Below are 13,366 nucleotides of genomic sequence, written 5' to 3' on the forward strand. Positions count from 1 at the left end.
CGCTCCCGAGGTTCGGGCGTTATTTCAACGCCATCAAAGAAAACTCCGCATCCGCCAGCTGCTGCGGATCCAGCACCCGGCCGCTCGCCAGCCAACGCTTGCCGAGTTTGATGGTGCGCGCGTCGTTGAATGCCACCATCTGCACCAGTTGCCGATCGGCGTTCAGCGTGAAGAACACCTGCGACTGCGGCGTGCGGCGCACCACATGGTGCACGCCGCCGCTCGGCACGCCGAGGATCTGGATATTGACGTCGTATTGATCCGACCAAAGCCAGGCCACGTCGTCATACGGAGCGGCGAAGGCGTCGAGCATTGCGCAGGCGGTGCTGATGGCCTGATTTTGCGCGTAGGCCCAGGACTGCAGGCACAGGCCGAGCGTCGGGTGGCGCGCCACATCGCCGGCGGCGAAGATCGCCGGATGGCTGGTGCGCCCCTGGCCGTCGACCACGATGCCGGACTCGATAGCCAGCCCGGCGCTGCGCGCCAGTTCGAGATTCAGCTCGACGCCGATCCCCACCACCACCAGATCGAAGGCCTGCGGATCGCTGACTTCGCTGCCGATCCAGGCGGCGCCGTCGCGATCTTCCAGCGAGATCTCGCCGCAGCCGCACAACACCGTCACGCCCTGCCGGCGATGCAGTTCGAGCAACGCCTGTGAGACATCGGCGCCGACGCTGCGCATGCACAGCGCAGGCTGGCGCTCAAACACCGTCACCTCAACGCCGAGACGGCGCGCAGAAGCGGCGATCTCCAGCCCGATCCAACCGCCGCCGACGATCGCCAGGCGACGGCAACTCTGCAGGCCCTGCCGCAACCGGGCCGCATCATCCCAGGAACGCAGCGTCATCACGCGCGGGTGCTGCGCCCAGGCGGCGCCCGGCAAACGCGGCCGCCCGCCGGTGGCGATCAGCAATTGCTCGAACTGCAGCCGTTGCCCGTCGCTGAGCGTGACGATTTGCTGTTCGGCATCGATAGACTCGGCGCGCAGCGGGCGACGCCAGTCGATGTTCAGCTCCTCCACCGCCTGTTCGCTGAACAGCCGACTGAGGGGAGCCACGGCATCCAGCAGCGCCGCTTTCGACAGCGGCGGCCGCTCGTAAAAATCGTAGGGTTCGTCGCTTATCACCGTCAGCCGGCCGCTGTATCCCCGGTCACGCAGCGTCTTGGCCGCCCAACCGCCGGCCTGGCCGCCGCCGACGATGACAATACCCGCCTGTTCCGGCCGGTTCATAACGCCTCCGCCTTTTTATGCTGGCGGCGAGTATCGTGATCGATGCCGCCTTCTACCGCCCATTCGGTGAAGGAGACCAGCGAATGTTCCAGCTCGCGCGGCTGCCAGTTTTCCGTCAGATAATCGTCGTTGGTGTAGTACTCGAACGCGCCGCCGGTCGGGCTGTTGACGTACCAGAAATACGCCGAGGAAATCGGGTGGCGGCCAGGGCCGATGAAGGTGCTCCACTGCTCTTTGTTCATGGCGATGCCGCCGCCGATCACTTCATGGATATCGCGCACGGTGAACGCCACATGGTTCAGGCCGCGTGGGCGGTTGGGCAGCTTCAGCAGGAACAGATTATGGTGACCGCCGCGCGCCTGGGTGCGCAGGAAGACGGCGCGATCGATATAGCGATCGGAAACCTGGAAATCCAACAGCTCGCGGTAGAAACGCTCGGTCGCCGCCAGATCGTCAACGAAGAATACCACGTGGCCGATATTGATCGGCTGCGCCTGCGAGTAGACCGGGCTGGGTTGATCGATGCGGCGCACGTCGCCCCATTGGTTGATCGGCGTGACCGGCACTTCGACCGCCTGCTGGCGGCTGACGACGAAGCGCAGCGTCATGCCGTTGGGATCGCGGCATTCCAGCTCTTCCCCCACCTGACGAAAGCCGGGCATCAACGCCAAACGCGGCTGCAGACGCGCCAGATCCGCGGGCGATGCCACGCCCCAGGTCATGCGGCGCAGGGTGGAACCGCCTTCAAACGCCGCAGGCAGCGCCGCGCTTTGCAACGGGTGCAGAACGACCCGCGCCCCGCTCAGGGTAGTGAATTCGCGCTGCGGTTCGCCCCAATGTTGCGTGGCGGGCTGCAGGCCAAAGTCATGCATGAATTTTTCGCAGGTTGGCAGATCTTCGACGCCAAACTCCAGTTTTTCGATTCCGATTACGCTCATTGCTCAGCCTCACGTTCTCGCTGTATACGGTTTTCAGGCATGACTGAACCCCGGCCCCTGTTTGCTGTGGGCCTTATCCCTGCCTGAGTGAAAGAGTCGGTCCTGTCGGTTAGCCGACGTTGGCCTGCGGCGGCGCGCCGAGGAAGCCGGAAATTTTCTCCGCCGCATCTCGCACTTCCATGCGCAGCCGCTCGCGATCCGCTTTCGGGATCTCATCGGACGGCACCATGATGCTGACCACCGCCTCGACCCGCTGCTCACGGTTGAAGATCGGGTAGACGATCGAGGAGATGCCGTGGCGGAAGAATGATTCGCCGATCACATAGCCGCGCGCCTTGTCTTGCTGCACCATCTGCCACAGCGTTTCGCGATCCGCCGGGGTGCCCGGCGCGTTGCCCGGCAACTGCTCGTCCGGATAGAGTTGTTCGAACTCGCTGCGGGTGGCGCTGGTCAACAACATGCGGCCGAGCGAGGTTTGGTGCACCGGCAAACGGGTGCCGACGCTGACCTGATTGATCTGAGAACCGGCGGCGCTGACGCGGGCGATATAGATAACGTCGCGCCCGTCGCGGATCGCCAGATGGCTGCTGCACTGGCTGCGATCGCGCAGCTGTTCGATCACCGGCTGGCCGGCCTGCGCGACGTCCAGCGACGCGATGTATTCGAAGCCGAGACGCAGCACCTTGATGCCCAGCGCGAAGGTATTGGTGCGCGGATTGCGCTCCAGAAAGCCCAGGTGCTCGAGCGTCTGCACCACGCGGTAGGCGGTGGCCTTCGGCATATCGACCAGGCGATGCAACTCGGCAAAGGTCATTTCCTTATGCTGCTCGCCAAACGCCAGCAGCAACTGCAATCCGCGATCCAGTCCCGGGATCAGATACTTACATGCTTGCTCGTCCGCCATCTTTCGCTCCTGCGCTGTGCGCCTGCCCTGCGGGCCGTCAGTTGAATACGAAGCCGCCGTTGACCGGCAGCAGTTGGCCGGTGACGAAATCCGCCAGCGGCGACAGCAGATAAAGCACCGTGCCGTTCACATCGTCCGGATGCTGCGCCCCGGCCAGCGCGCGCCCCTGCTCATACAGCTGATGGCGCTCGGCGGGCACATACTCGGTGGCTTCCACCCGCGTCAGGCCCGGCGCAATAGCGTTGACGCAGATGCCCTGCGGGCCCAGCTCGCGCGCCATCGATCTCGTCATCGCGATCACCGCGCCTTTGCTGGCGACATAGGCCATCAGGCGCGGCGCGCCCCACAGCGCGGTGTCCGACGCCACGTTGACGATCTTGGCGTGCGGGTTGCGCGCCAGCAGCGGCACTGCCGCCTGGCTCACCAACCAGGTACCGCGCACGTTGACCTGCATTACCCGATCCCACAGATCGATGTCGTATTCCATCATGGTTTTACCGCCGACGCCGGTCGCCAGCGCCGCGTTGTTCACCAGCCCGTCGATCCCGCCGCCTGTGGCGATCTTCTCGAACGCCGAACGGATCGAATCCGGTGAGGCCAGATCGATGATTTGCGTTTCTACCTGAGCGCCCTGCTCGCGCAGCGCGGCGCCGCTCGCCGCCAGCTCATCCGCCAAAATGTCGCACATCACCACCTGCGCGCCGGCAGCGGCAATGGCGGCGGCGAAGCTGTAGCCCAGACCGCGCGCCGCGCCGGTGACCACGATGCGCTTGCCGTTCAGCAGGCCGTTCACTGCGCCGCCTCCCGCTCGCGCAGCGTCGCCAGCTGTTTCTGCGCCTCTTTCTGCATCAGGCGGCGCAGGCGCGACAGACCGACGTCGTGCTGGTACAGGTATTCGCGGCCACGGGCGTTAGGCGCCATGTTTTCAAGCACGATGCGATCCTGCTCGAGGACGTCCCAATGCAATGATTCCAGGCGATTGCGATACATGAAGCGCCACATGTCGCGCTGCCAGTCTTGGACCTTACGGATGCGCCAGAAGAATACCCGGCAGTGATCCTTGTCTTCCGGCACCACCATGCCGATGATCCAGAAGTGGCCGCCCGGCCCGAAACGTTTCTTGTACGGGATCGACAGACGCATCCAATACGCGCCGCTGTTGCCGAACTCCACCCAGTCGAAGTTGACGCCGATCTGGCCGTTTTTCTTGAAGATAAACCCGCTGTCGGTCGGCTCCAGCCCCATGTCCGCCTTGCGATCACCTTCCGCCATCGAGTGCGAGGAAGAGTGCAGGTAGGTGCCGTGCATCGGATCCATCACGTTTTCCAGGGCGTATTGGTAGTTGCAGTTCCAACTGGCGGTACACAAGAAGTGGCTGTACGACGCTTCGTCCGCCAGCTCTTGCGGGAAAGTCAGCTCCGCCGGCGCTTCATCCGCCGTCACGCCAAAATAGAGGAACACCGCGCCGTAGGCTTCTTTGGCCGGGTAAGCGCGCAGGCATTTTTGCCCCACCAGCGGGCAGCGATCCACCGCCGGCACGTCTTTCACCGTCCCGTCGCCGCCGACTTCCACCCCGTGATACCAGCAGGCGATGCGATCGCCGAGGTTCCACCCCATGGAAAGCCGCGCGCCGCGGTGCGGGCAGCGATCTTCCAACGCGTGGATCTGGCCTTCACCGTCGCGCCACACCACGATTTGTTGCTCAAGGCGGGTGATGCCGACCGGATTGTTGCCCACTTCCCAGCTGGCCAGCACCGGATACCACATGCCGCGCAGCCCCTGGTCAAGATAGTCCTGCAAGCTCTGTTCGGAGGATGTTGTGTTTGCTGTCATTGTCTTCTCCCGGGTGTCGATCAGAAACCGTTAACGTGAAGGAATTCGCGGAACGTCGCCTCATTCCACGGCTGGCCGCTGCGATCGAACAGGCGGCGCTGATTCAACCCGCTGACGATCTGTTCCAGCTCTTCCGCGCCCTGATCGAAGATCGTTTCCAGCGCCGCCACCAGCGCGGTTTCGAAACCGTCCGGCACCCGGGCGCGGTTTTGCCACACAACGTTGCGGAACTGGCCCGGCTGATGGATTTGACCGTTGCCGCCTTCGCGGGCCGGCGTCACCTGTTGGGTGTCCGGCAGCCAGGGATTGAAATCGGTGATGTGCTGCATGATTACTCCTCCGCGATAAAGGTGATCTGGATTTGGTTGTCGACCACCCGGGTGGGATAGGTTTGCAGATCGCGGCCGCCCGGCTCGCGCAGGCACTGGCCGGTACGCACGTCAAACAGCGCTTCGTGCAGTGGGCACTCAACCTTGCCGTCGTCAACAAACCCCTGGCTGAGCAAGGCGTAAGCATGCGGACAGACGTCTTCCAGCGCATAGTAGTTACCGTCGAGCAGGTAAACCCCGATCTCTTTGCCTTCCACTTTGCCGGAGAAAGGAAAATCTTCTTTCACCTGAGACACTTCGCACACATTCTTCCAGCTCATTGCTTTTATCCTCTATCTGATTGTTTCATATATGAAACTCAGTTTCTTATTTAATACAGTCACTATAAGTCTGGCGAAACTTTCGTCAAGCGAGCGGCGCGGCAAATGTTAATGAAAGGTTGTTTAAAAATGACAAATGCGGGAAGGATCACGAAATAATGCACCGATATGAAAAACCTATGTCAGTTGTGCGCTCTTCAGCTAATTTATGGCAAAAAATGCGTTGATCCTGGCGGCGCATTGCGCGTAAAAGAGTTCTCTCGCTGTCTTTTACACCCAATTTTATAACAATAAATTTACATAAATCGGCCTCATCCCCGCGTTTGCGCGTAATGGCATCCGCAGGTGAGTTTACTGCTGCCTGAATTCGTCAACCGCTCGCACTGAGGAACGCGCCGTGCAACAACGTCAACGCTGGTTTGGGGTGATCGCCCTGCTGTTTCTGATCGTTATCGCCTATGCGGATCGGGTTAATATCGCCGTGATGTTGGTCAATCCCGACTTCCTGCAACACTTTCAACTCGGCGGCGACCGCGCCCATCAGGGCACGCTGATGACGGTGTTTTTACTCGGTTACGGCCTGTCCGCCATGTTGCTGACGCCGTTTCTGGAAACGCTGATGGGTTACCGCCGCGCGCTGACGCTGAGCGTGGTGCTGTGGGCGCTGCTCACCGCCGCGTCGCCGATGGCGGGATCGCTGCTGTTGCTGTGCGCGGTGCGCGCGCTGCTTGGCGTCAGCGAAGGACCGCTGTTCTCGCTCAAGACCATGTACATCAGCGATCATTTCGCCGCCGACGAGCGCGGCAAACCCAACGCGGTCAGCGCGCTGGGCGTCTCGTTGGGGCTGGTGATCGGCTTTCCGCTGGTGAGTTTTCTGATGGCGCACTTCGGGTGGGTGATGTCGTTTCACCTGCTGGCGCTGCTCAACCTGCTGTTGGGCCTTACGCTGGTGCGGCTGTTCGTTCATCCGCTCGCCTTACCCTCATCTTCACGCCCCGCCGATCCTCAGCCAGTGTTGAGCCGCGTCTGGCACACCTTCGCGCTGGCCTGGCGCACGCCGATGCTCGGTTGGATCCTGCTGATCGAGATCGCCACGCTCAGCTACCTGTGGGGCTCCAGCGCCTGGTTGCCGGCCTACCTGACCGATGAAAAAGGATTCTCCATCAAGCAGATGGGATGGATGGCTGCACTGCCTTTCATCGTCAGCATCGCCTCAAAATACCTCGGCGGCGTGCTGCTCGATCGTATCCGCCCCTATCAGGCGCCGCTGATCTTCGTCTTTGGCGGCGCGGCGACCGCACTGTGCATCTATGGCGTAATGAACAGCCATCAGATTGGCTGGATCGCATTCTTCCTGCTGGCGGCCAACGCCTGTTGGGGCGCGCAGGGCGCGGCGATCCCCACGCTGCTGCAGCATTATGCGCGGCCGGAGGCGGTCGGCAGCGCCTATGGGCTGATCAACGGCATCGGCAATCTGTTCTCGGCGTTCGTGCCGATGGCGATGGGCATGGTGATGGCCAGCCAGGGCAAGGTATCCTCGGGCTTTGCGGTGCTGATCGCCTCGCAGCTGCTGACGCTGCTGGCGGGCGGCGCACTGTTTGGCCGCATGTTGCTGGCGCGCCAGGTGAAGCGGGCATAGCCTGTTCCCGCACCGTTGCGGCAGAGAAAGCCAATGGCCTTGAGAGGGTGCTCATGGATCTGGACGCCAACAACCAGCAGACGGGGGACATCCCCCGTCGCCGGGTTGCCTTACCGTTCGGATTCGTAAGCCAAAATGGCCGCAACCTCCGTAGTGCCCGATCGGATACGCAGCTCACACAGCGTGCTGCGGGTTATCCATGCCAGTGATATTACCGTGGCACAAATAACCACCAGTTTTAACAGGCTCCGTTTGTTCGGCATCATGCCTTCTTCTCCTTGCCTCGCGGCGGGTAAGAGGCTAACTTAACGTTGTCTGGCGTTAGAGTTGGCCTCGGGTTGATGAATATCGACTCGGGGCTTTTCTCTTTGTACCTTTCACGCAGGCTCTAGATACAAAGATCCAGAGCACCCGTGCGCAGTATATTCATCCTCCCCGTTATCCCGGTTCCTTTTTACTGACTCCGTTTCATTTCTGCGCAAAATTGCGCAAAGGTGTTGCAACAGACTGAAAATCGCCGCGCGGATGGCGAAAATGAAATAAAAAAAGCGGCCCCCATACGATGAGAGCCGCTTTTTCAGCGAGGCGTGGCCTGGCGTCAGGCGTGTTTCTTGGCCGCCTGCAGGTACAGCATCTCCAGACCCAACGTCGCCGCGGCCAGCGCGGTGATCTCGGACTGGTCATAGGCCGGCGCCACTTCCACTACGTCCATGCCGACGATGTTCAGCGACTGCATGCCGCGCACCAGTTTCAGCGCGCGATCGGAAGTCAGGCCGCCGATCACCGGCGTGCCGGTGCCCGGTGCGAACGCCGGATCCAGACAGTCGATGTCGAAGGTCAGGTACACCGGCATATCGCCGACGATGCCTTTGATCTGGGTCAGCAGGTCGTCCACGCTGCGATCGTTCACCTGCGCGGCGTCCAGTACGGTAAAGCCATTGTCGTGATCGAACTCGGTGCGAATGCCGATCTGCACCGAGTGATGCGGATCGATCAGGCCTTCGTTCGGCGCATGATAGAACATGGTGCCGTGGTCGAACTTGCTGCCGTTGGCGTAGGTATCGGTATGGGCGTCAAAGTGCACCAGCGCCAGCTTGCCGAAATGCTTGGCGTGCGCACGCAGCAGCGGCAGGGTGACAAAGTGGTCGCCGCCGAACGAGAGCATGCGCTTACCGGCCTTCAGCAGTTTCTCCGCGTGCGCCTGCAGCTTGTCGCTCATGTCCTGCGCATCGCCGAAGTTGAACACGATGTCGCCGCAGTCAACCACGTTCAGGCGATCACGCAGATCGAAGCTCCACGGCCAACGGTTGCCTTCCCAAGCCAGATTGGTGGACACCTGGCGGATGGCCGCCGGGCCATGGCGGCCACCGGCGCGACCGGAGGTCGCCATGTCAAACGGAATGCCGGTGATGACCCACTCTGCATCGCTGTCGTAAGGCATGAAGTTCAGCGGAAAGCGCAGGAAACCAAAGGCGTTGGACACTAATGAATTATCGGACTGATGGCCTAAGGTGCTCATAGTAAACCCTCGTAGTTCAACAAGTTGCCGGGCGCAGACGCCGGGCCGTGACAAAAAAAATCCCTCCCGCGTCGTTAGCCCGACGAGAAAGGGATTTATTCGATGTGTGTTTCGGTGCTACCGATACGGCAGATTATGGCCGCATTTTGTTCATGCTTCAAGGGGGCCGATATCGCTCCCCTGAAGAAGGCGGTTACTCGTCTTCCAGATACGTGTAGCCGTACAGGCCAGCTTCAAACTCTTCCAGGAACTGCGCCTGCAGCTCGCTGTCCAGATCGGTTTCTTTGACCTGATCGCGGAACTTGGACAGCAGCGCGCTCGGATCGAGCTGCACGTACTCCAGCATGTCCGCCACGGTATCGCCCTCGTCGGACAGCTCGGTCTCGACGCTGCCGTCCGGGAACACGTACACGTCAACCGAGGCGGTGTCGCCGAACAGGTTGTGCATGTTGCCGAGGATCTCCTGGTACGCGCCGACCATGAAGAAGCCCAACGCCGGCGGGTTCTCCGGATCGTATGGCGGCATCGGCATGGTGGTCGCCACGCCGTCGCCGTCGACGTAATGGTCGATGGTGCCGTCGGAATCGCAGGTGATGTCGAGCAGCACCGCACGGCCTTCCGGCGGCTTATCCAACCCTTCCAGCGGCAGCACCGGGAACAGCTGGTCGATGCCCCAGGCATCCGGCATCGACTGGAACAGCGAGAAGTTGACGTAGAACTTGTCCGCCATGCGCTCTTGCAGTTCGTCGATGATAGGACGGTGCGCACGGTTGCTCGGATCGAGCTGCTGCTGGATCTTGTTGCAGATGTTCAGATACAGCTGCTCGGCCCAGGCGCGCTTGGTCAGGTCCAGCATGCCGTGCGCGTATTGGGTATGCACGTCGTGCAGATCCATCTGGCTGTCGTGCAGCCATTCGCGCAGCGAGCGGCGGTTTTCCGGCTCGTTCATTTCCAGCCAGGTTTCCCACATGCTTTCCAGCGCGCGCGGCGCGTCGGCTTCTGGCGGCTGCGGTTCGCTGAACTCGTTGCGCTCTACGCCGATCACGTTGGAGACCAGCACCGTGTGGTGCGCGGTCACGGCGCGACCGGACTCGGTGATCACCGTCGGGTGCGGCAGGCCGTGTTCGTTACAGGCGTCGCCGATGCCCCAAATCACGTTGTTGGCGTATTCGTTCAGGCCGTAGTTGACCGAGCAATCGGACTGCGAACGGGTGCCTTCGTAGTCGACGCCCAAGCCGCCGCCCACGTCGAAGCACTGAATGTTGACGCCCAGCTTGTGCAGCTCAACGTAGAAGCGCGCCGATTCGCGCACGCCGGTGGCGATGTCGCGAATATTGGCCAGCTGCGAGCCCAAATGGAAGTGCAGCAGCTGCAGGCTGTCGAGGCGGCCCGCTTCACGCAGGGTTTCCACCAGTTTCAGCACCTGCACCGCCGCCAGACCGAACTTGGATTTTTCGCCGCCGCTCGACTGCCATTTGCCGGAGCCTTGCGATGCCAGACGCGCACGCACGCCCAGGCGCGGTATGACGTTCAGCCGTTCGGCTTCTTCCAGCACCAGGTTGATCTCGGACATCTTCTCGATCACCAGGTACACCTTGTGCCCCAGCTTTTCCCCGATCAGCGCCAGACGAATATATTCACGATCTTTATAACCATTACAGACGATCACCGAGCGGGTCATGCCGGCATGCGCCAGCACCGCCATCAGTTCGGCCTTGGAGCCGGCTTCCAGCCCCAGCGGTTCGCCGGAGTTCACCAGCGATTCAATCACGCGGCGATGTTGGTTCACCTTGATCGGATACACCAGGAAATAGCCGCCCTGGTAACCGAAGGACTCACGCGCGCGTTTGAACGCGGCGTTGATAGAGCGCAGGCGATGCTGAAGGATCTGCGGGAAGCAGAACAGCGCCGGCAGACGTTGGCCGTCTTTCTGGCGCGTTTTCACCAGTTCTGCCAGATCGACGCGCGCCTGCGGGACATCCGGATCCGGGCACACGCTGATATGGCCCAGCTCGTTGACGTCATAGTAATTGTTGCCCCAGTAGGCGACGTTATAAGTACGCAGCATCTTGCTGGCATTACGATCATTCATGGCAACCTCCTGCATGGAGCGCAAAGATAAAGACTCGCCCGCAACCGGCGGACGGTGAATCAACAGATCATCAGACATGGTTCGCCTCACATTCCGTACTGACGAAACCGTCAGCCACTATCGCAGCTACAACCCGCGAGAACAACCCAACAAGCCGCGCCGGCGGCAGCGAAGAGAACTGCCGTTCGCGGTCAGCGATCGGTTTATCACTCATATAATTGTAAGACACCCTGTTCAAACCTCGTGAATCGGGCCAAGAAACATCCCACAGGAAGGCTGCAGGCTACCCTTGTTCAGTTCTTCAGACGACCGTTAGCCGGCCCGAGAATCCTGAGTAGCGGCCAAGTGTTTATCGCACCTGGTAAGTGACAGAGAGACAAGACGGGAAATAGCAGAAGAATGTGCGCCAGAACGGCACTGCTGTTGAGAACCAACAACCGGTAGACAACGGATCATTAATCCAACCACCTCCACGCGCGCCGTTCGGAGTGAACGACCCAGCCTCTAAAATAGTGTAAGAACGTGACCGTTCGATGAAGCGGCGGCGCCACGGCGAACGCCCGCGACGGATAATAGCGCAATGCCGACGAATGCAAAGCAGAAGTTTACCGTACCTTCCCCCACGCCAGACCGCCGTACTGTGCAGCAAATGAACCGCGCGCGCAGTTTATACCGGTAAGCAGGTTAAAAAGCAAAATGAAAATTCGCCGAAAACTGTTTCAAGCGATGAAAATGGCGCCAACCCGTTTGCGCAAAAGAGCGAAAGCGCAAAAAATTACTGGCAATCTGGCTAAACCCTGACCTAAAATAGACGTCCAGATGTTAATCCATCTATACTGGTTAACTGATAAACTGCTTAACGGCTTTGCCTGAGGGGCGTTGCAGGATGCATCTCGCGCCATCAGCGGAAGACCCTTCGCTTCGATGCCGGATCTCCAGCGCTGTGCAGTAATTTCTAACCCGTCTTATGCAAGGTAAAGAACACAATGGCTAAACACCTCTTCACGTCCGAATCCGTCTCCGAAGGACATCCAGATAAAATCGCCGACCAGATCTCCGATGCCGTCCTCGACGCCATCCTGGAACAAGATCCGAAAGCGCGCGTCGCCTGCGAAACTTACGTGAAAACCGGTATGGTGCTGGTCGGCGGTGAAATCACCACCAGCGCCTGGGTCGATATCGAAGAGATCACCCGCAAGACCGTGCGCGAGATCGGCTACGTTCATTCGGACATGGGCTTTGACGCCAACTCCTGCGCAGTGTTGAGCGCCATCGGCAAGCAATCCCCGGATATCAATCAGGGCGTTGACCGTACCGATCCTCTCGAGCAGGGTGCCGGCGATCAGGGCTTGATGTTTGGCTACGCCACCAATGAAACCGACGTGCTGATGCCTGCGCCTGTCACCTACGCGCACCGTCTGGTGCAGCGCCAATCCGAAGTGCGTAAGAACGGCACCCTGCCGTGGCTGCGCCCGGACGCGAAGAGCCAGGTGACCTTCCAATACGACGACGGCAAAATCGTCGGCATCGACGCCGTCGTTCTGTCCACCCAGCACTCAGAAGACATCTCGCTGAAAGATCTGCAAGAAGCGGTGATGGAAGAGATCATCAAGCCGGTACTGCCGGCGGAATGGCTGACGGCGGGCACCAAATACCACATCAACCCGACTGGCCGTTTCGTTATCGGCGGCCCGATGGGCGACTGCGGCCTCACCGGCCGTAAGATCATCGTCGACACCTACGGCGGCATGGCTCGCCACGGCGGCGGTGCCTTCTCCGGTAAGGACCCGTCCAAGGTTGACCGTTCCGCGGCATACGCGGCGCGCTACGTGGCGAAAAACATCGTCGCCGCCGGCCTGGCCGATCGCTGCGAGATCCAGGTGTCTTACGCTATCGGCGTAGCGGAACCGACCTCCATCATGGTGGAAACCTTCGGTACCGAGAAAGTGCCAACCGAACAACTGACGCTGCTGGTGCGCGAATTCTTCGATCTGCGCCCATACGGCCTGATCCAGATGATGGATCTGCTGCAGCCGATCTACCGCGAAACCGCCGCCTACGGCCACTTCGGCCGCGAACACTTCCCATGGGAAGCGACCGACAAAGCTGCACAGCTGCGCGATGCCGCCGGCCTGAAATAAGCCCCGACATCAACATGAAAAACGGCGAGCCAAGGCTCGCCGTTTTTATTGAACGGATGGGTGCTCATGGATCAACGCATCGACTGCCGGCGGCGGAGGCAAAGCCCCCGCCGCCGGGTTGCCTTACCGTTCGGATTCGTAAGCCAAAATGGCCGCAACCTCCGTAGTGCCCGATCGGATACGCAGCTCGCACAGCGAGCTGCGGGTTATCCATGCCAGTGATATTACCGTGGCACAAATAACCACCAATTTTAACAGGCTCCGTTTGTTCGGCATCATGCCTTCTTCTCCTTGCCTCACGGCGGGTAAGAGGCTAACTTAACGTTGTCGTGCGTTAGAGTAGGCCTCGGGTTGATGGATATCGACTCGGGGCTTTTCTCTTTGTACCTTTCACGCAAGCTCCAGAGACAAAGATCCAGA

13 protein-coding genes are annotated in these 13,366 nt (G+C 60.6%); 2 read left to right on the forward strand and 11 right to left on the reverse strand.

All coding sequences use genetic code 11. The features are described 5' to 3' along the window. Nucleotides 1–19: 19 nt before the first annotated feature. The 7 genes from ACMGG9_RS19535 to ACMGG9_RS19565 all read right to left on the reverse strand — a co-directional run bounded on the left by ACMGG9_RS19535 (nucleotide 20) and on the right by ACMGG9_RS19565 (nucleotide 5,555). The gene (locus ACMGG9_RS19535; RefSeq protein WP_414161650.1) at nucleotides 20–1,231 is read right to left on the reverse strand and encodes an NAD(P)/FAD-dependent oxidoreductase; all 1,212 of its coding nucleotides are present in this window, start codon (nucleotides 1,229–1,231) and stop codon (nucleotides 20–22) included. Then, nucleotides 1,228–2,169: a VOC family protein gene (locus ACMGG9_RS19540; RefSeq protein WP_033644717.1), complete on the reverse strand. Its 942-nt coding sequence runs from the start codon at nucleotides 2,167–2,169 to the stop codon at nucleotides 1,228–1,230. Before ACMGG9_RS19540 ends, ACMGG9_RS19535 begins: the two co-directional genes overlap by 4 nt. Before the next feature lie 109 nt (nucleotides 2,170–2,278). Beyond that, entirely contained in the window at nucleotides 2,279–3,073 is a 795-nt protein-coding gene (locus ACMGG9_RS19545) for an IclR family transcriptional regulator (RefSeq protein WP_033639418.1), read from the reverse strand. Nucleotides 3,074–3,110: 37 nt separating this feature from the next. Next, the gene (locus ACMGG9_RS19550; protein WP_033644716.1) at nucleotides 3,111–3,866 is read right to left on the reverse strand and encodes an SDR family oxidoreductase; all 756 of its coding nucleotides are present in this window, start codon (nucleotides 3,864–3,866) and stop codon (nucleotides 3,111–3,113) included. Then, nucleotides 3,863–4,906 carry an aromatic ring-hydroxylating oxygenase subunit alpha gene (locus ACMGG9_RS19555; protein WP_042785347.1) on the reverse strand — a complete coding sequence of 348 codons (1,044 nt, stop codon included), beginning with the start codon at nucleotides 4,904–4,906 and terminating at the stop codon, nucleotides 3,863–3,865. The genes ACMGG9_RS19550 and ACMGG9_RS19555 overlap by 4 nt, the downstream gene beginning before the upstream one ends. Nucleotides 4,907–4,926: 20 nt before the next feature. Continuing rightward, entirely contained in the window at nucleotides 4,927–5,235 is a 309-nt protein-coding gene (locus tag ACMGG9_RS19560; RefSeq protein ID WP_147881218.1) for a recombinase-like helix-turn-helix domain-containing protein, read from the reverse strand. Between the two features lie 2 nt (nucleotides 5,236–5,237). Next, nucleotides 5,238–5,555, reverse strand: coding sequence for a non-heme iron oxygenase ferredoxin subunit (locus ACMGG9_RS19565; RefSeq protein WP_004937614.1), 318 nt, complete (start codon nucleotides 5,553–5,555; stop codon nucleotides 5,238–5,240). Between the two features lie 397 nt (nucleotides 5,556–5,952). Between ACMGG9_RS19565 and ACMGG9_RS19570 the strand changes: the two genes are divergently transcribed. Further along, nucleotides 5,953–7,194 carry an MFS transporter gene (locus ACMGG9_RS19570; protein ID WP_208060546.1) on the forward strand — a complete coding sequence of 414 codons (1,242 nt, stop codon included), beginning with the start codon at nucleotides 5,953–5,955 and terminating at the stop codon, nucleotides 7,192–7,194. Nucleotides 7,195–7,304: 110 nt separating this feature from the next. Here the strand turns inward: ACMGG9_RS19570 and ACMGG9_RS19575 are convergent, their stop codons facing one another. The 3 genes from ACMGG9_RS19575 to speA all read right to left on the reverse strand — a co-directional run bounded on the left by ACMGG9_RS19575 (nucleotide 7,305) and on the right by speA (nucleotide 10,883). Then, nucleotides 7,305–7,457: a Hok/Gef family protein gene (locus ACMGG9_RS19575; protein ID WP_004937610.1), complete on the reverse strand. Its 153-nt coding sequence runs from the start codon at nucleotides 7,455–7,457 to the stop codon at nucleotides 7,305–7,307. A gap of 335 nt (nucleotides 7,458–7,792) precedes the next feature. After that, nucleotides 7,793–8,713 (reverse strand): agmatinase, encoded by a 921-nt coding sequence (speB, locus tag ACMGG9_RS19580; RefSeq protein WP_004937606.1) that lies wholly within the window; start codon nucleotides 8,711–8,713, stop codon nucleotides 7,793–7,795. A gap of 193 nt (nucleotides 8,714–8,906) precedes the next feature. After that, nucleotides 8,907–10,883, reverse strand: coding sequence for a biosynthetic arginine decarboxylase (gene speA, locus ACMGG9_RS19585; protein ID WP_028127388.1), 1,977 nt, complete (start codon nucleotides 10,881–10,883; stop codon nucleotides 8,907–8,909). A 908-nt stretch (nucleotides 10,884–11,791) separates the two neighbouring features. Between speA and metK the strand changes: the two genes are divergently transcribed. Continuing rightward, on the forward strand, nucleotides 11,792–12,946 hold the full coding sequence (metK, locus tag ACMGG9_RS19590) for a methionine adenosyltransferase (protein ID WP_033644710.1): 1,155 nt from the start codon (nucleotides 11,792–11,794) through the stop codon (nucleotides 12,944–12,946). 123 nt (nucleotides 12,947–13,069) lie between these two features. Here the strand turns inward: metK and ACMGG9_RS19595 are convergent, their stop codons facing one another. Beyond that, a complete protein-coding gene (locus ACMGG9_RS19595) occupies nucleotides 13,070–13,222 on the reverse strand; it encodes a Hok/Gef family protein (RefSeq protein ID WP_004937594.1) in 153 nt (50 codons plus the stop codon). Nucleotides 13,223–13,366 lie beyond the last annotated feature (144 nt).

The sequence above is a fragment of the Serratia sp. BNK-10 genome (assembly GCF_047456065.1).
GTDB classification, from domain to species: Bacteria; Pseudomonadota; Gammaproteobacteria; order Enterobacterales; family Enterobacteriaceae; genus Serratia; species Serratia ureilytica.